At 74.7% G+C, this 16,836-nt stretch carries 15 protein-coding genes; 7 read left to right on the top strand and 8 right to left on the bottom strand.

Features of this window, described 5'->3' with window-relative positions; translation table 11 throughout:
- The first annotated feature begins 481 nt into the window (after positions 1-481).
- The gene (locus tag OZ948_15095) at positions 482-2,332 is read left to right on the top strand and encodes a LysM peptidoglycan-binding domain-containing protein (GenBank protein MEB2346054.1); all 1,851 of its coding nucleotides are present in this window, start codon (positions 482-484) and stop codon (positions 2,330-2,332) included.
- Here the strand turns inward: OZ948_15095 and OZ948_15090 are convergent, their stop codons facing one another.
- From OZ948_15090 to OZ948_15060, 7 genes are read right to left on the bottom strand one after another with little or no spacing between them, the layout of a single operon-like run.
- Positions 2,333-3,010, bottom strand: a complete 678-nt coding sequence (locus tag OZ948_15090) for a metallophosphoesterase family protein (protein MEB2346053.1) — start codon at positions 3,008-3,010, stop codon at positions 2,333-2,335.
- A 14-nt stretch (positions 3,011-3,024) separates the two neighbouring features.
- Positions 3,025-4,065, bottom strand: a complete 1,041-nt coding sequence (gene rlmN, locus OZ948_15085) for a 23S rRNA (adenine(2503)-C(2))-methyltransferase RlmN (protein MEB2346052.1) — start codon at positions 4,063-4,065, stop codon at positions 3,025-3,027.
- A gap of 13 nt (positions 4,066-4,078) precedes the next feature.
- Positions 4,079-4,735: a tRNA (guanosine(46)-N7)-methyltransferase TrmB gene (gene trmB, locus OZ948_15080; GenBank protein MEB2346051.1), complete on the bottom strand. Its 657-nt coding sequence runs from the start codon at positions 4,733-4,735 to the stop codon at positions 4,079-4,081.
- A 44-nt stretch (positions 4,736-4,779) separates the two neighbouring features.
- Positions 4,780-6,405, bottom strand: a complete 1,626-nt coding sequence (gene sppA / locus OZ948_15075; protein ID MEB2346050.1) for a signal peptide peptidase SppA — start codon at positions 6,403-6,405, stop codon at positions 4,780-4,782.
- Between the two features lie 46 nt (positions 6,406-6,451).
- Entirely contained in the window at positions 6,452-8,119 is a 1,668-nt protein-coding gene (locus tag OZ948_15070; protein ID MEB2346049.1) for a hypothetical protein, read from the bottom strand.
- Positions 8,116-9,537 carry a sigma 54-interacting transcriptional regulator gene (locus tag OZ948_15065; GenBank protein MEB2346048.1) on the bottom strand — a complete coding sequence of 474 codons (1,422 nt, stop codon included), beginning with the start codon at positions 9,535-9,537 and terminating at the stop codon, positions 8,116-8,118. Before OZ948_15065 ends, OZ948_15070 begins: the two co-directional genes overlap by 4 nt.
- A 20-nt stretch (positions 9,538-9,557) precedes the next feature.
- The gene (locus OZ948_15060) at positions 9,558-10,655 is read right to left on the bottom strand and encodes a zeta toxin family protein (GenBank protein MEB2346047.1); all 1,098 of its coding nucleotides are present in this window, start codon (positions 10,653-10,655) and stop codon (positions 9,558-9,560) included.
- 404 nt (positions 10,656-11,059) lie between these two features.
- On the opposite strand from OZ948_15060, the gene OZ948_15055 reads away from it, so the two are divergent.
- The 5 genes from OZ948_15055 to OZ948_15035 all read left to right on the top strand — a co-directional run bounded on the left by OZ948_15055 (position 11,060) and on the right by OZ948_15035 (position 15,135).
- Positions 11,060-12,136, top strand: a complete 1,077-nt coding sequence (locus OZ948_15055) for an AAA family ATPase (protein ID MEB2346046.1) — start codon at positions 11,060-11,062, stop codon at positions 12,134-12,136.
- Between the two features lie 6 nt (positions 12,137-12,142).
- Complete coding sequence (locus OZ948_15050) at positions 12,143-12,910, top strand: hypothetical protein (protein ID MEB2346045.1); 768 nt, start codon at positions 12,143-12,145, stop codon at positions 12,908-12,910.
- Positions 12,911-12,917: 7 nt separating this feature from the next.
- The gene (locus OZ948_15045) at positions 12,918-13,493 is read left to right on the top strand and encodes a hypothetical protein (GenBank protein MEB2346044.1); all 576 of its coding nucleotides are present in this window, start codon (positions 12,918-12,920) and stop codon (positions 13,491-13,493) included.
- A 176-nt stretch (positions 13,494-13,669) separates the two neighbouring features.
- Entirely contained in the window at positions 13,670-14,251 is a 582-nt protein-coding gene (locus tag OZ948_15040; GenBank protein ID MEB2346043.1) for an RNA polymerase sigma factor, read from the top strand.
- An 11-nt stretch (positions 14,252-14,262) separates the two neighbouring features.
- Complete coding sequence (locus OZ948_15035; protein MEB2346042.1) at positions 14,263-15,135, top strand: acetylxylan esterase; 873 nt, start codon at positions 14,263-14,265, stop codon at positions 15,133-15,135.
- A 3-nt stretch (positions 15,136-15,138) separates the two neighbouring features.
- Here the strand turns inward: OZ948_15035 and OZ948_15030 are convergent, their stop codons facing one another.
- A complete protein-coding gene (locus OZ948_15030; GenBank protein ID MEB2346041.1) occupies positions 15,139-16,506 on the bottom strand; it encodes a phosphomannomutase/phosphoglucomutase in 1,368 nt (455 codons plus the stop codon).
- Positions 16,507-16,572: 66 nt separating this feature from the next.
- On the opposite strand from OZ948_15030, the gene OZ948_15025 reads away from it, so the two are divergent.
- Positions 16,573-16,779 carry a twin-arginine translocase TatA/TatE family subunit gene (locus OZ948_15025; GenBank protein MEB2346040.1) on the top strand — a complete coding sequence of 69 codons (207 nt, stop codon included), beginning with the start codon at positions 16,573-16,575 and terminating at the stop codon, positions 16,777-16,779.
- The last annotated feature ends 57 nt before the right edge of the window (positions 16,780-16,836 follow it).

Here is a 16,836-nt window from a genome sequence, read left to right as displayed (position 1 = left end):
GCTCGCGCGCCCCGCGGACGGCGACTCCCGGCAACCCGCTCGACGCGCGCAGCGAGCCGAAGGCAAGCGAAGTCCCCAGGCCGCTCCTCCCGAGACCGGGGACCGGCCTCACACGGGGCTGCCAGGAACGCGGCCTCGAGGCCGTCCGCTCGCGGGCGGGAGGAAGGGCCCGCCGGAGCGCCTCGAAGGCGCGCGCGGGTACGGCCCCTCGCGCCTCCGCGGCAAACAAGGCGCGCGTCCGAGTCGAAGCGGAGGCGGGCCCTTCCTCCCGCCCGCGCTCGCGCGCCCCGCGGACGGCGATTCCCTCGACCTCGGCCGACGAGACGTTGCCCCGCGCCGCGCGGAGCCTCTAGAATGCCGCGAACCGAAGGCGACGGTCGGCCCCGCTCCCCCCTGGCCGATCCCGCCGCGCCGAGCCCTCCCCCCGGCTCACGCTGCATCGCCCCAGCGCCGATCAGAGGTAGCCGATCCGAGGAGGCCCATGCGCAGAGGACTCGCCTTCGCCGTCTTCCTCGTCCTGCTGGCCGACGCCGTCGTCGCCGCCGCCGCCTCCCCGGCCTTCGGCCGCCAGCGCCGGCGCGCCCCGGCGGTGAGCGCGGAGCCCGAGCTGCCGCCCGCACCGGTCCTGCCGCCGGCTCCCGAGGTCCGGGTGCGGAGCGTGCCCGGGCCCGACGCGCGGCTCTTCCCGCGCCCGCCCGCGATCGAGGACCGCGTCCGCTTCTGGACCCGCGTCTACAGCGAGGTCGAGACCAACGAGGGCTTCGTCCACGACAACCGCGACCTCGGCGTCGTCTACGACGTGGTTCGCTGGCCGAAGGGGCTTCCCGAGTCGGAGGCCTCGCGCCACTACGAGGGCTCGAAGAAGCGCTACGCGGCGCTGCTGCGGCGGCTCGCGCGCGAGCCCCACACGGGGCTCACGGCCGAGGAGCAGCGGGTGCTCGCGCTGTTCCCGAAGGGGGTCTCGCGAGCGCGGCTCGAGGAGGCCTCGGAGGGCGTGCGCTTCCAGCGCGGCCAGGCCGACAAGTTCCGCGACGGCGTGATCCGCTCGGGGCAGTGGGAGGCCTACATCCGCCAGGTCTTCCGCGAGCGCGGCCTGCCGCTCGAGCTCGCGCTGCTGCCGCACGTCGAGTCCTCGTTCAACCCGCTCGCCTACTCGAAGGTGGGCGCCGCCGGCCTCTGGCAGTTCATGCCCTCGACGGGCCGGCTGTTCAAGCTGCGCGTCGACCGCACCGTCGACGAGCGCTTCGACCCCTGGCGTGCGACCGAGGCCGCCGCCGCGCTGCTCGCGAACAACCACCGCGTGACGGGCACCTGGCCGCTCGCACTGATCGCCTACAACCACGGGCCGGGCGGCTCGATCCGCGCCAAGAAGGAGCTCGGGACCGACGACATCGGCGTGATCCTGGGCCGTTACGACGGCCCGAGCTTCGGCTTCGCCTCGCGCAACTTCTACCCGTCGTTCCTGGCCGCGGTGGAGGTGGACCGCAACCACGTCCGCTACTTCGGCGAGATCCGCAAGATGGCGCCGGCGCGGCACGAGGCGGTGGTGACCGACGGCACCTACTCGGCGCGCGCGCTCTCCCAGAGCTTCGGCATGGATCTCGGCCTCCTGCGCGAGTGGAACCTGGGGCTGCGCGAGCCGGTCTGGCGCGGCCAGCAGCTCGTGCCGAAGGGCGTGACCCTGCGCTTCCCGCCGGTCGCGGGCCGCGCGCCCGCGGCGCAGATCCTGGCCGCGATCCCGCAGGAGCGCCGGCCGAGCCAGATCAGCGGCCGGACCTACATCGTGAAGCGCGGCGACACGCTGTCGTCGATCGCGCGCCGCTACGGCATGTCGACGCGCGCGCTGGCCTCGGCCAACGGCATCCGCAAGCCGAGTGCCATCCACGTCGGGCGGCGGCTGCGGCTCCCGGGCACGGTCGAGCGCGAGATCGTCGCCGACGCGGCCGAGCGCCGGCCACCGCGGGCCCAGCCCGCCGCCGCCCCCGCCCAGCACGAGGTGCGGCGCGGCGAGACCCTGGCGTCGATCGCACGCCGCTACGGGACGTCGGCGCACGCGCTCGCCTCGGCCAACGGCATCCAGGACCCGGACGAGGTGCGCGTCGGCCAGCCGCTCACGATCCCCGGCGCCGCGCGGGTCGCCGGGACGGACGCGCCGCCGGCGGCGACCCGCCCGCGAGCCCGCACCTACACCGTGCGCCATGGCGACACCGTCTCCTCGATCGCACGCCGCTACGGCGTGTCGGTGAAGGACCTGCAGGCCGCGAACAATCTCTCGCGCTCGAGCTACATCCGCGCCGGGCAGAAGCTGCGCGTGCCGGTGGACGGCGGCTGATCAGACCTGGAAGATCGTCTCGTCGGGCAGGCGGATGGCGGTGAGCGCCCCTCCGTACACGGCACCGGTGTCGATGCCGATGCTGTAGGGCTGGTTCCAGCGGATCCCGAAGTCGGCGCGCGGCGTGTGCCCGTAGACGATCGTGACGCCGAGGCGGTGCGGCACGTCCATCGTCGAGCGGTCCCACAGGAGCTCCTCGAGACGCGCACCGCGCAGCGCCTGGTCGAGATGGTCGGAGCGGGCCAGGACGCGGCCGAGCCCGGCGTGCACGAACAGGAAGTCGCCCTCCACGTGGTGCATGCGCAGCGAGCGGAAGAACGCCTCGTGACCGGGTGGCAGTGCGAAGTGCTTCGGGCGGGGGGCCGGGCGATCGAAGTAGTCGTAGGAGAGCAGGGTCTCGGCGCCGCCGTTGGCGATGAAGACGTCGGAGCCGAAGTACTGGGGTCCCTGCCAGCCGAGGAAGTCGAGGAACATCGACTCGTGATTGCCCATCAGGAAGACGGTGGGGCGTTCGTCGGCGAGCCGGATCAGGCGGTCGACGACGCCGCGCGAGTCGGGGCCGCGGTCCACGTAGTCGCCGAGGAAGACCAGGCGGTCGTCCGCGCGCAGCGGAAGGGACCGCAGCAGGTCCTCGAGCTTGTCGAGGCAGCCGTGGACGTCGCCGATCGCGTAGAGCATCGAGGCGCGTGGGCCTAGGCCGCACCGCGCGCGGCGAGCTGGCCGCAGGCGGCGTCGATGTCGGCGCCGCGCGGCCGGCGCAGCGTCACCGTGACACCGCGGCGCGCCAGCTCGCCGGCGAAGCGCGAGCAGGTCTCGGCGGGCGGCGGGCGGTGCGGCGAGCCGGCGTGGGCGTTCATCGGGATCAGGTTGACCTTGGCCGGGATACCCTGGATCCGGCGGACCAGCTCGCGCGCGTCCTCGGGCCCGTCGTTGACACCGGCGATCAGGGTCCACTCGAAGAACACCGGGCGGCGCGGGCCCAGGCCGGGCAGCGCGCGCAAGGCACCGAGCAGGGCGTCGAGCGGGAAGCGGCGGTTGATCGGCACCAGCACGTCGCGCTTCGCGTCGTGCGCGGCGTGCAGCGAAACCGCCAGGTTCACGGGGACCGCCTCGAGCAGCGTCCCGATCCGCGGCACCACGCCGGCGGTCGAGACCGTCACCCTGCGCGGCGCGAGCGCGAAGGCCTTCGGGTGCAGGAGCACGCGCACCGCGTCGAGCACGCGCGGGAGGTTGAGCAGCGGCTCGCCCATCCCCATGAAGACCACGTTGGTGATCCGCTGGCCGGGGGCCAGCGCCTCGCGCATCCGGCACACCTGATCGAGGATCTCGGCCACCGTCAGGTTGCGCGTGAACCCGAGGGTGCCGGTGGCGCAGAACGAGCAGGCGAGCGGGCAGCCGACCTGGGTGGAGATGCACAGCGTCGTGCGCTCCGGCTCCGGGATCGACACCGCCTCGACGAGCGCGCCGTCGTGGGCCCGCAGCCGGCCCTTCACGGTGCCGTCGGCGGAGCGCGCGAGGTCGTCCCAGGCGAGCGCCCGCAGCTGCCACTCGTCGGCGATGCGCGCGCGCAGCTCACCGGGCAGGTCCGACCAGCCGGCGGGGTCCTCGACCCCGCGGCCGTAGAGCCAGCCCGCCACCTGCTCGGCGCGCCAGGGTGCGACGCCGCCCGCTGCGAAGCGCGCGCGCAGCGCCTCGACGGACAGGTCCTTCAGATGGGGACGAGGGTCGGCCATGGCTCGGGGGAGGCTACGAGAGCGGCTCCGGCTCGTCGACGCGCCGGTAGGCCCAGAAGTGGAGCGCGCGCCCCTCCGCGCGCCAGGCGAGCTCGTAGGCGGTCGGGGTCCGCCCCGGCACCTCCGGGAGCCAGCGCGCCGGCGCGAAGGCGTTCGCGAGGCGCGGCTCGGCGCCGAGCACGGCGTCGATGTGCTCGGCGTAGCCGGCGTCATCGGTGGCGACGTGGAGCAGGCCTCCCGGACGCAGCCGCTCGGCCAGGGCGGCGACCAGCGCGGGCTGCACGAGCCGGCGGCGGTGATGGCGCTTCTTGGGCCAGGGGTCGGAGAAGTTGATCCAGACCGCGTCGAGCGAGCCCGCCCCGAAGCCGTCCCGGACCACGTCCTCGCCGGCCCCGTGCACGAGGCGCACGTTCGCGAGCTCGCTGCGCGCGAGCCGCCGCGCCATCTTGAGGACCCGTTTCCAGGATCGCTCGACACCGACGTGCGCCACCGCGGGCGCACCCGCGGCCAGCTCCGCCAGGAACTCGCCGCGGCCGAAGCCGATCTCGAGCACGAGCCGCAGCGGCCGTGGCAGCTCCGGGAAGAGCGCCTCCCAGCCCTTCGCGCGCAGCTCCTCGAGCGCCACGCGCCGATCCGGGCCGGGGATGTCGTAGCGCAGGCGGCGGGACACACCGGCAGTCTAGGCGGCGGGCCGGCCGGCCGGGGGTGGCGTCCTCACGCGAAGAGCCCGCCCGCCCGCACGAGCCCGCGCAGCGCCTCGAGCGGGGCGCGCTTCGGGAACACGTCGAGCACGAAGCGCTCCTCGGCAGCCAGCCCGGCCCGTGCGCGGGCCTCGGCGATCGCCTCGAGCGGCCCGCCGAGCGCGTCGAGCAGGCGCAGCGCGAGCGCGCGCTGCCCGCTCCAGATGCGGCCCTGCGCGAGCGGCTCGAGCTCGTGGCGCGCAAGCCCGCGGCCCTCCTCGACGCGGCGCAGGAAGACGTCGTAGACCGCCTCCATCTCGCGGCGCACGGCGGCGCGCTCGTCGGCCGTGAAGCCCCGGGAGGGCGTCCCGAGCCCCGCGCGCGCGCCGCGCTCGACACCGTCGCTCTTGACGCCCAGCCGCTCGAGCAGTCCACCCGCGTCGAGCTTGCCGCCGACCACGCCGATCGAGCCGGTGAGCGTGCTCGCCTCGGCGAGCACCACGTCGGCCGCGACCGCGGCGAAGTACCCGCCCGAGGCGGCGACGTCCCCCATCGACACGACCACGGGCTTCTCGCCGCCCAGCCGGCGCAGCGCGCGCCACAGGAGGTCCGAGGCGAGCGCGTCGCCGCCCGGGCTCGTGATCCGCAGCACCACGGCGCGGACGGCCGCGTCGTCGCGCAGGCGCTGCAGCAGCGCGACCCAGCTCTCGGCCGAGATCCCCCCCAGGCTCGCGCGCCGGTGGATGGCGCCGCCGGCGGCCAGGTAGGCCACGTGGGGCAGGTCCCGCAGGAGCGGGCGCCAGCCCGGATCGCCCGCACGCAACGCGTCGTAGGCGATCGCGTCCACCAGGCGTGCGCGCGGCGCGCCGTCGCGTGCCGGGGGGCCGGCACTGGCGGGCGCGAGCTCGGCGAGCGCCGCCTCGACCTCGTCGGGATAGCGGCACCCGTCGGCGAGGCCCGCCTCGACGGCGGCGCGCGCGCCGTAGGGGCCGGCGTCGATGCGCGCGCGCACGGCGGCAGGATCGAGCTTGCGCCCGCGCGCGATCGCTTCGACCAGCACGGCGAAGGCGTCGTCGAGGTAGGCCTCGAGCTGGGCGCGGCTCTCGGGCGACATGCCCTGGCGCGTGAGCGCCTCGGCCGCGGTCTTGTGCGTGCCGACGCGCACGACGTCGGCGCGCAGGTCGAGCCGTTCGAGCAGGCCCTTCAGGTACACGCCCTCGCTGCGCAGGCCCACGAGCGCGAGCGAGCCGGTCTCGGGCATCCAGAGCCGGTCGGCCCCGCTCGCGATCAGGTACTCGGGCTGCCCGATCCGCTCGCCGTAGGCGACGACGGGCTTGCCGGCCGCGCGCACGGCGTCGAGGACACGGCGGAGCGCCGCGGCGGCCGCCCAGCCCGCCGGCGCACCGGCGAGCCGCAGGACGACGCCCGCCACCTGCGGATCGCGGGCGGCCGCGTCGCACGCGCGCAGCGCCTCGAGCAGGGTCGGCCCGCGCGCGTGCCGCCAGGGCGCGAGCGCGGCGCGGGTCTCGTCGAGCGGCGGCTCGAGGCGCAGCAGCAGCCAGAACGGCTTGCGCCGGCCGAGCACGCCGCGCGCCACGAGCAGCCGCCCCGCCCGCACGGCGTCGCTGCCGGCCCGCCGGAGGACGCCGGCGGCGCTCACCACCCCGCCTCCCGAGGACGCCGTCCCGCTCCCTCCGGAGGGTGTCTCACGCGTGCTGCCGGCGCCGGCGGCGCGAGAGGTAGTCGACCATCACGTACGAGCCGAGCCGGGCGGGCGAGGTGTAGAGCGCGCGGCCCTTGTTGATGCGGGTCATCTGCTCGACGAATCCGACCAGCTCCGGCGAGGCGTCGAGCATGAAGGTGTTGATCGTGACGCCGCGCCGGGTGATGCGGCGCACCTGCCGGAGCGTCTCGGCCGCGGCGCGTGGCGAGACGCCGCCGAAGCCCATCGGCCACTCGACGCGCAGCTCGCGGCCCCGGAAATAGGCGGTCGGCTGCCCGTCGGTGATCACGAGCACCTGCGCGCTCGGGCTCGGGTGCCGCGCGATCAGCCGCTCGGCGACGATCAGCGCCTCCTGCAGGTTCGTGAAGGGCTCGCCCATGTCCCAGCTCGCCTCGGGCAGCTCGGGAATGCGCAGCTCGCGCGCCCGGGTCGAGAAGCCGACCACGAAGAAGTGGTCGCGCGGGTAGCGGGTGCGGATCAGGTGGTCGAGGGCGAGAGCCACGCGCTTGGCGGCGGGGAAGCGGCCCGCCCACGACATCGACCAGCTCATGTCGAGGGCGAGGACGGTGGTGCAGCGGGTCTGGTCGTCGGTTTCGCGAACCTCCAGGTCCTCCGGCTGCCAGGGGATCCGGAGGGTTGCGGGGGGACCGCAGCCGGCGGCTCCCGGATCCCCTTCGCGCGCGTCCGGAGAGCGGGCGCTGCGCCGGATGGCGTTGAGGAGCGAGCGGACGACGTCGATCTCGAAGGCGTCGCCGAACTGCCAGGGCCGGGTCTCGTCGGGCCGGGGGAGGCCGGCGCCGTCGTGGGGGGTGTCGTGGGCGCCGGGGGAGCCCTTGCGGAGGGCGCCGTAGACGGCGGCGAGCGCCCGGGCGCCGATGCGGCGGATCGCCTTCGGGGTCAGCTCGGCGCCGCGCGCGCCGTCGCGCAGGTAGCCGGCCCGGCGCAGCGCCGGCTCGAGGTCACGCAGGACGATCAGCGAGCGCAGCGCGTCCGGCGAGAGGAGATCGCGGAGCGGCTCGGGGTCCAGCAGCTCGAGCCGGCCCTCGGCGAGGTCGCGCAGCAGGCGCTCGAGCGCCTGCACGCGCTCGCGGATGCGCTGCGCCGTCTCGTAGCCGGCGGGCTCGGCACCGCGGAAGCGCGTTCCCTGCTCGGCCAGGAAGTCCTCGAGCGCGCGCAGCCGATCGAGCTCCTCGAGCAGCGCTGCGAAGGCCCGGCCGGCAGCCTCGTCGGCGAAGACCCAGTCGCGGAAGCGCTCGATGCGCTCCGAGAGCCGCTGCGCGGGCGCGTGGCACCGGTCCAGGAACTCGTTCATGCGGCGCGACTCGTAGCCGCTCGCCTCGCGCTGGGCGCGCTCCTCGCGGCCGAGGATCTCGTCGAGGCGCCGGCGCAGCGCGTCGGTCGCCTGGTCCATCCGGACCTGCGCCTCGAGCGAGCGCAGCTCGCCGCGCAGCTCCTCCATGAGCTCCTCGAGGCCCAGGACCCGCAGGTCGAGGCCCGCCAGCTCGAAGCCCGCCTGGCGCATCCAGTCGAGCGCCTCGGCGAGCGAGAGGCCCTCCATCAGGCCACCGGCGAGCGCGTCGAGCGCCGGCGCGGGGTCGAGAGTGAACGCGGCCTGGCTGCCGTCCCAGCGGCTGTAGCGCCAGACCTTCACCGCGCCGCCCGCAGCGCGTAGCGGGCGCGGCCCTCGCTCTCGCTCTTGTTGAGCCGGTGGGCGAGGTGCAGGCCCTCGAGCACGAACTCGATCGCCGACGCCAGGCGCGCGGGCGAGTCCCCGCCGGCGAGACCGGCGGCCGCCTCGCGCAGGCCCGGGATCTGCTCGATCCCGTCCAGATACTCGGCCGACGGCATGCGCGCCGACACCTCCACCTGCCAGCCCTGCTCGAAGGCCTCGGTCACCGCCGCGATGCCTTCGAGGGACACGACCGCGTCGAACACGGACTTGGTGGCGCGCCGCACGAGCTCGCGCACGAGGTCGGCCTCGGAGCGCTCGGTGCCCGCGACCTCGAGCTCGAGCTTGCCCTGCGTGGAGGCAAGCAGCGCGTCGAGGTCGCTGATGCGCGGCACCGCCTCCGGCTCCCCGAGCTCGAGCGCGCGGCGCAGCGCATTGGCCGCGAGCGTCTCGAAGTTGGCGATCGACATGCGCACCGAGACGCCCGAGGACTGGTTCACGTCCGCGCTCGCGCGCGCCTGCAGGGTCATCTCCGCGACCAGGTCCTCGAGGAAGCCCGGCACGTGCAGCGCGATGCCGGGCGCCTCCGGGAGCCGCGCCTCCTGGCGCACCACGGCCCGCTCGATCTCGCGGGTGGGCGGATAGTGGGTCCGGATCTGGGCCGCGTAGCGGTCCTTGAGCGGGGTGATGATGCGCCCGCGGCTCGTGTAGTCCTCGGGGTTCGCACTGGCCACCACCAGCACGTCGAGCGGGAGCCGCACCCGGTAGCCCTTCACCTGCACGTCGCGCTCCTGCATCACGTTGAACAGACCGACCTGTACCTTCTCCGTCAGGTCGGGCAGCTCGTTGATGCAGAAGATCCCGCGGTTCGCACGCGGCAGGAGGCCGAAGTGGAGGGTCCGCTCGTCGCCGAGCGAGCGGCCCTCGGCCACCCGCACCGGGTCGACGTCGCCGATCAGGTCCGCGATCGAGACGTCCGGCGTGGCGAGCTTCTCGACGTAGCGCGCCTCGCGGTGCACCCAGGCGATCGGCGTGTCGCCGCCCCGCTCGGCCACGAGGCGGCGCGCGTAGGCCGAGACCGGCGCCTCGGGGTCGTCCTGGATCTCGCTCCCGGCGACCACCGGCAGCCACTCGTCGAGCAGCCCGACGAACTGGCGGATCATGCGCGTCTTGGCCTGGCCCCGCTCACCGAGGAAGATCAGGTCGTGGCCGCACAGGATCGCGTTCTCGACGGCGGGGACCACCGTGTCGTCGTAGCCGAGGATGCCCGTGAAGAGCGGGTTCCCGGCGCGCAGGCGCTCGAGCAGGTGCTCGCGCAGCTCCTGGCGCAGGGGGCGGCTGCGCCAGCCCGAGCGGCGCAGGGCGCCCAGCGTGTCGACCCGAGGCGGAGCCTCCGGCATGCGTCCCTCCGCGGCGCGCCCTACAGGAGCTCCGCCGCATCGAGCCCTTCCACCTTGCGCAGCGTCTCGCACACGTGCTTCAGGATCGAGAGCGCCGACGCGTCGGCCGAGTCGTTGTCGACGATCGGGATGTCGTGGCGTTCGGCCAGCTCGAGGAAGTGGTCCTGGATGCGCAGGATCGCGTCCATGTGCTCGAGGTAGCGGTGCGGGGCGCGCCGGCTCTCGCGCGCGCGCTGCTCGAAGCGCGCGCGGAAGGCCGCCACGTCGAGCGTCGCCACCACCAGGAAGATCACGTGCGCGGTCTCGCGGTATTTCGTGAGGTCGAGAAGGCCCGGCACGATCGAGATGCCGTCGAGGATCATGCTGGTGTTCTCGGCCACCGCGCGGTCGAGCATCGCGCGCACGCCCACCGACACGATCGAGGCCTGGGCCAGGAACCCCTCGATGACCGGGTCCTCGCCGGGCGCCGTGCGCACGACCCGGTGGGCATCGTAGGACGAGGCGTGGATCGCCGGCACCAGCTCCGGCGAGAGCACCAGCCGCATGATCTGGCGGATCGAATCGGTCGAGAGCACCGCGTGGATGCCGAGCCGCCGCGAGACCTCGAGGGCGAGCGACGTCTTGCCGGCCCCGGTGGCCCCCCCGAGCAGCAGGATCACCGGCCGGTCGGGCTCCTGGAAGCGGCGCCAGACCAGGTAGCGCTCGGCGGTGCGTGCCCCGAAGCGCCGCTCGAGGGTCTGGAAGGCGAGCCGCCGCAGCTCGCGCCGGTCGATCTCCTCGATCCCGCGCAGCACCAGCGTGCTCTCGATCTCGCGAGCGACGTCGAAGGCGTCGTTCGGCTCGATCGCCGCGGCCAGGAGCGACTGCGAGAGGAAGCCCTTCGAGAACGGCGCCGAGCCGGTCGGGGCGGTGATGCGGATCGCGGGGCCCAGGGCCGGGGGCCGGACGTCCTCGAGCAGGTGGGTTTCCCGCAGCACCTCGTCGACCAGCCGGGCCAGCGCGTCGCGCGCCACCACGCCACGCCCGCGCAGCCGCTCGCGCGTCACGTTGGCGGCCCCGAAGGCGTCCTCGAACGAGATCCCACGTGCCATCAGCGAGTGCACCAGGATCCCGCGCATGAAGGGTCGCGGGCCCGATTCGTGTTCGACGAAGACGCGGTCGCGCGCGCCGGAAGGCGGCCCGTCGGGAGGCCCCGTCCGTCGCGTCACGCCCGGGGACCCGGTGAGCGCGGGGAGGGGCTGTAGGAGCACGGAGCGCGGAGGATCGGAGGGTGCACGCTGCGAGCCTACCAGAGCAGGGTCCCGCCGCGACATTTTGGTTGACTTTCTGGAGGATGGCTGCCTAAGGTGCGAGTTGCGGACGTGTTTGGGGGGTTCGTAGTCCGCCGTCCACTGCCCGCTCGCTCGCCGCCCACCCGCCCCGCGGCGAGGCAGGCGCGCAGCCGGACACCAGCAGCACTCCTCCGGTCCCTCGGACCGCCCGCACGAGATGGCTTCGGCTCCCATCCGGAGGAGGGGTCCGCGTGCGCACGATCGCGATCGTCAACCAGAAGGGCGGCTGCGGGAAGACGACGACGACGGTGAGCCTGGCCGGGTGCCTGGCCGCCGACGGCGCGCGCGTGCTGGTGGCCGACGTCGATCCCCAGGCCCACGCGACGCTGGCCCTCGGCATCGACCCCGAGCGCGTGGACGAGAACCTCTACGAGGTGCTCGCCGAGGAGTCGGGCCCGGCGCGGCTCGCGGAGGTGATCGTGCCGGCCGCGGAGCGCCTGCACGTGGCGCCCGCCGGGATCGTGCTCTCGGCGCTCGAGGCGAAGCTCGCGGGCGAGCGCGCGGAGGCGCGCACCGGACGCCTCGCCCAGGCGCTCGCGAGCGTCGGCGACCGCTACGACTACGCCCTCGTCGACTGCCCGCCCAACGTCGGGCTGCTCACCTTCGGCGCGCTGCGCGCCGCGGGCGAGGCGATCGTGCCGCTCGAGACCAGCCACTTCGCCGTGCACGGCGTGCACAAGCTGCTCGAGACGATCGCCCTGCTCGGCGAGCGCCTGGGCCACGTGCCCGCCGCCCGCGTGCTGCCGACCCTGTACGACGGCCGCACCCGCTTCGCCCGCGACACGCTCGCCGGGATCCGTTCCACCTTCGGCGACCTCTGCTTCGATACCGTGATCCGCAGCTGCGTCCGGCTGCGCGAGGCCGTTCGCGCGGGCGTCCCGATCACGCGCTTCGCGCCTCGGTCGAACGGCGCGCTCGATCACGCAGCGCTCGCGGTCGAGGTGGCCGCGGCGCCGGCATCGCTCGCGACGGCCAGCGCGGCCGACACGCCCGGGGCGCTGCGCGAGGTCGTCGTCGAGTACCGCGACGCGCGCGCCCTCGACGTGCGCCTCGCCGGCGACTTCAACGGCTGGGTGCCCGATCGGGGTGTCGAGACCGAGCTGCGCGAGATCGGCGGTGATCGCGTCTGGCGCAAGATCCTGCACGTGGCGCCCGGTGCCTACGAGTACCGGTACGTCGTCGACGGGGAGTGGCGCGAGGATCCCGCCAACCCGGATCGCGTGCCTTCGCTGCTCGGTCCGCCCCATTCGCGCCTGGTGGTGCCCTGAGCCGCCATGGCCCGCGAGCTCGGAGACGTCGCGCACTACTTCCTGCCCGGGGAGCCGCCGGGGGCCGGTGCGGGCGGCGCGCACTGGATCGCCGTGCCGCTCGTGCCGCGCGACGTGGCGCGCCTCGCGCTGCTCTGGAACCTCGCGGTGGAGCTCGCGCGTCAGGGCGCACCGGCAGCGCTGGTCGCGCCGGCCGGCGAAACCTGCACGCCCTGGCCGGAGCCGGGCCGCGGCCCACTCGGGGTCGAGGTGGTGGAGAGCGGGTCGGGCGAGCTCACCGCCCTCGCCGACGCCGCGCGTGACGCCAGCGCCCGCGCCTGCACGCGCGGCCACGGGACGCCTCTCGTGCTCGTGGCGGTGCCCTCGGCCGCGCTGCGCAAGGGCGCGGATGCCGGGCCGCTGCTCGGGCGCGTGCTGCTGCTCTCGCGGCCCGACGAGCGCGAGCTGGTCGAGACGTGGGCGGCGCTCGACGCGATCGCCGAGCAGTCGCCGGGCGCCCGGATCGGGGTCTGCGTCTTCGGCGTCCGCTCGCTCGCCGACGCGCGGCGCACCTTCGAGGGCCTGGCGCAGCTCGCCGAGCTCGAGCTCGAGCGGACGCTCACGAGCTACGGTGTGCTGATCGACGACGTCCATCTCTCGCGCTCGATCGTGGCGCAGCGTCCGATCGCGCTGGCCCAGCCCGGCTCGCCCGCCGCCCGCGCGCTCACCGACGTCGCCACGATGCTGCTCGCCGACGCCCGCGAGCACGAGGCCGCCAAGGAACCGGAGCCCTGATCCAGGCATGGATTCCCGCGACGCCGAGTCCGCCGCGCTCCGGCGCGAGCTCCGCTCCCGCCTGGGCCTGCTCGGGACGCCCCTCCAGGTGCTCGCCGAGGGCGTGCTCGGCGAGGAGGACGCGCGCATCGACTGGGTGGCGGTGGAGCCGGACGGCCGGCTGTGGGTCGCGCTGCTCGGCGTCGAGGGAGGCGACCAGGGGCTGCTCGCGCTCGGCCTCGCCCAACGCGCCTGGATCCAGGCCCGCATCGCGGACTGGCGGCAGCTCGCGCCGGGCCTGCACGCGCGCGCCGAGCTGCGCCCGCGCCTGCTCCTGATCGCCCCCGACTTCTCGCGGGTCGTGCAGCTCGCCGCGCGCGAGGCGGATCCCGACGGACTCCGGCTCGCCCGCTTCCGCTGGGTGGCGGTCAGCGGCGGCGGGGCCTGCCTCTCGCTCGAGCCGCTCGACCCCCTGCCGGCCCCCACCCCCGGCCCCCCCGCAGCCGCCACCCCACTCGCCTCGGTCTTCCGCTCGACGCTCGAAGAGCGTGATTTCGCTGGGGACGCGGGGATACCGGGGCGGCTGCGCCCCGCCGGATCGTGACGATTTTCGTCGCCCGCTGACAATTCTTGACACCTCCTGCCGGCTCGGCGCCACTCCTACGGCGGGGGTGTGGACGCTGGACGGCGGGGCCTGCCCGGCAGGCTCCGCGCGCAACGGCATCGGATCCCGGCGGCGGGACGCGGCTGGGGACCGGCACCGGGGAAGGGGAAGGCGGAATGGCAGGATCGATCGCGGCTCTCGGAACGGACGCCGGCTGTCCCGTTCCGGACGAGCATCTCGTCGAGCACGTTCGCGCCGGCGACCAGCGTGCATTCGAGACGCTCTACGACCGCTACTTCGCGCGCGTCCACCATTTCGTGGCGCGCCGGTTGCGCAACCGCGCCGACGCCGACGAGACCGTCCAGGAGGTCTTCGTCAACGTCTTCGCGTCCATCGACTCCTACCGCGGCGAGGCGCCGTTCGGAGCCTGGCTCTTCGGCCTGACCCGCCGCACCGTCGCGAGCCGCTTCAAGAAGCGCTCGCCGGCGCTGGTGCCGATCGGCGAGGACGACTGCGATCGCGCGTTCCAGGCCGCCTCGCGCGAGCCCGATCCGCTCGCGCTCTACGAGTGCAGCGAGCGGCTCGCGCGCCTGCAGGACGCCGTGGGCAGGGAGCTCAGCGCCGAGCAGCGCCAGCTCTTCGAGCTGCACCACCTCGAGAACCGCTCGATCCAGGAGATCGCGGGGCTCTTGCAGAAGAGCGAGGACGCCGTGAAGTCGCATCTGTACCGGGCGCGCAGGACGTTGCTGGCGCGGTAGACTCCGGCGCCATGAGCGCTTCCACGGAGAGCGGAGAGCCGGCTGCCCTCGCAGCCGGCTCTCTGCGCTTGCGCGAGCCGCTCGCGACCTGGATCACGCCCCTCCCCGGCCCGTGGAGCCCCCTGGATCGGCGGCCGCAGCAGGCCCCGGCGGACGCAGGTGGCGGCGTGCGGCGCTTCCGCTTCGAGTACTCGAGCCGTGGCGATCGCGTGCCGGGCCTGCTGCTGCTGCCGGCGGAGCCGGCCGGCCCGTACCCGCTGGTGCTGCTCCAGCACGGAGCCGGTGGCTCGAAGGACTCCGCGTACCTCGACGCGGCGCGCCTGCCCTGGGTCCGGCGCGGAATGGCCGTCGCCTCGATCGACTTCCCGCTGCACGGCGAACGGGCGAGCGCAAAGCTCGGCGAGCTCCTGCTGCTCGGCCTCGCGACTCCCGGCACGGAGGACGTGCGCGCCCGCGACCTGCTCGGGGAGTTCGTGCGCCAGTCGATCCACGACCTCGGGCGGGCGCTCGATGCCCTCGCGCCGCATCCCGAGATCGACGCGGAGCGGCTCGCCTACGCGGCATTCAGCCTGGGTGCGATCCTGGGCGCCCTCTACTGCCCGCTGGACGCCCGGCTGCGTGCGGCGGCGCTGGCGCTCGGAGGGGGCGGCTTCGGCCCGCCCGCGTTCGATCCGGCGCGCCACATCGCGCGCTTCGCCGGACGCCCGCTCCTGCTCCTGAACGCGACCCGCGACGAGCGCATCCCGCGCGCCGCCGCCGAGGCGTTCCACGCGGCCGCTGCCGAGCCGAAGCAGCTGCTCTGGTTCGACAGCGGCCACGGCGACCTCCCCGGCCGCGCTCTCAAGGCGATGTGGCAGTTCCTCGGATCGGCCCTGACGCCTTGAGACTCAGCGCTCTCCGTTCGCGCCTGCGCCGGGTGGAGCGAAGGACTCGATGCGCGCGAGGATCGCGTCGCGGTGTCGCCGCATGGCCGCTGCGTCGCCGGCCTCGAGGTTGAGACGCAGCAGGGGCTCGGTGTTCGAGGCCCGCAGGTTGAACCACCAGTCCGGGTAGCGCACCAGCAGGCCGTCGAGCTTCGAGATCTCGGCGCGGCCGGCGTGGTCGGCCTCGAGGGCCGCCAGCAGGGCGGGAACGTCGCGCACGCGGCGATTGATCTCGCCGCTCGCGGCGTAGCGGCGCAGCGGCGCCACCAGCTCCGAGAGCGGCTTGCCCTCCTCGGCGAGCACGTCGAGGAGCGCCACGAAGGCGGCCGTGCCGTCGTCGTGCAGGAGCTCTGGCGAGAAGCGGAAGTAGAAGTGCCCCGAGAGCTCGCCGGCGAAGAGGGCACCGCTCTCGCGCATCTGGGCCTTGATGAAGGCATGACCGACGCGGCACATCTCCGGCGTCCCGCCGGCCTCCGTGATCGCCTCGGCCGTGGCGCGGCTCGAGCGCAGGTCGTGGAGCACGCGGCCGCCCGGGTGGCGGCGCAGCAGCGCGCGCGCGAGCAGGGCGGTCATCAGGTCGGCGCCGATCGGCTCCCCGGCCTCGTCGACGAACATCGCGCGGTCGGCATCCCCGTCGAAAGCGACACCGAAGTTTGACTGTGAGCGCCGGACGGCAGCGATCAGGTCGCGCAGGTTCCCGGGCTCGAGCGGATCCGCCTCGTGGTTCGGGAAGGTGCCGTCGGGCTCGAAATAGAGCCGCTCGACCTCGAGCGGCAGGCGGGCGAGCAGCGGCTCGAGTCCCACCGAGGCCATGCCGTTGCCGCAGTCGATCGCGACGCGCAGCTGCGAGCAGCGCCCGCCCACCGAGAGGACGTGCTCGACGTAGCCCGCGCGGACGTCCGCGCGCCGCAGGCCGCCCCGCGGGACACGCGCCGGCCCTGCGTCGGCTCGCGCGAGCCGCTCGATCTCCCGGAGCCCCGAGTCGCCGCCGACCGGGATCGCATGCGCCCGGCACACCTTGAACCCGTTGTAGCGGGCCGGGTTGTGCGACGCGGTGACCATCACGCCGCCCGCGACCCCGAGCGCGTCGACGGCGTAGTACAGCATCGGAGTCGACACGAGCCCGAGGTCGACCACCCCGACCCCTTCGTCCCGGATCCCGTCGAGCAGTGCCCCTGCGAGCTCGGGGGAGCTCGGACGCGCATCGCGCCCGACCGCCAGCTCCCGCGCGCCCAGCCAGCGCGCGACCGCCCGGCCGATCCGCCGGCCGTCGTCGGCGCCGAGCTCCTCCCCGTAGACGCCGCGGACGTCGTAGGCCTTGAAGATCGACATGGCGGGCGATGGTAGGGGCCGGCCGCTCGCTTGACCCCCCTCGGTGCGGGCGTCACCCTACCCGCCATGTTCGGACTCGGAGCGACGGAGCTCCTGATCATCCTCGGGATCATCGTGCTGCTGTTCGGCGCGCGACGGCTCCCGGAGATCGGGTCGGGGCTCGGCAAGGCGATCAAGAACTTCAAGACCGGCGTCTCGGGCAAGGACGAGATCGACGTCACGCCCAAGAAGGAAGAGCTGGACGAGCGGGGCGGCTCGACCCGGCCGAGCTAGCCGCACCCGGCCGGGCTCCGCTCCGCTCCCGCCTCGGCCGGGGTGCTCGCCGCCTGC

The sequence above is a fragment of the Deltaproteobacteria bacterium genome (genome assembly GCA_035063765.1).
Taxonomy (GTDB): Bacteria; Myxococcota_A; UBA9160; order UBA9160; family PR03; genus CAADGG01.
The sequence above is the reverse complement of the archived record's forward strand: the minus strand, read 5'-3'. Positions and strand labels throughout refer to the sequence as shown.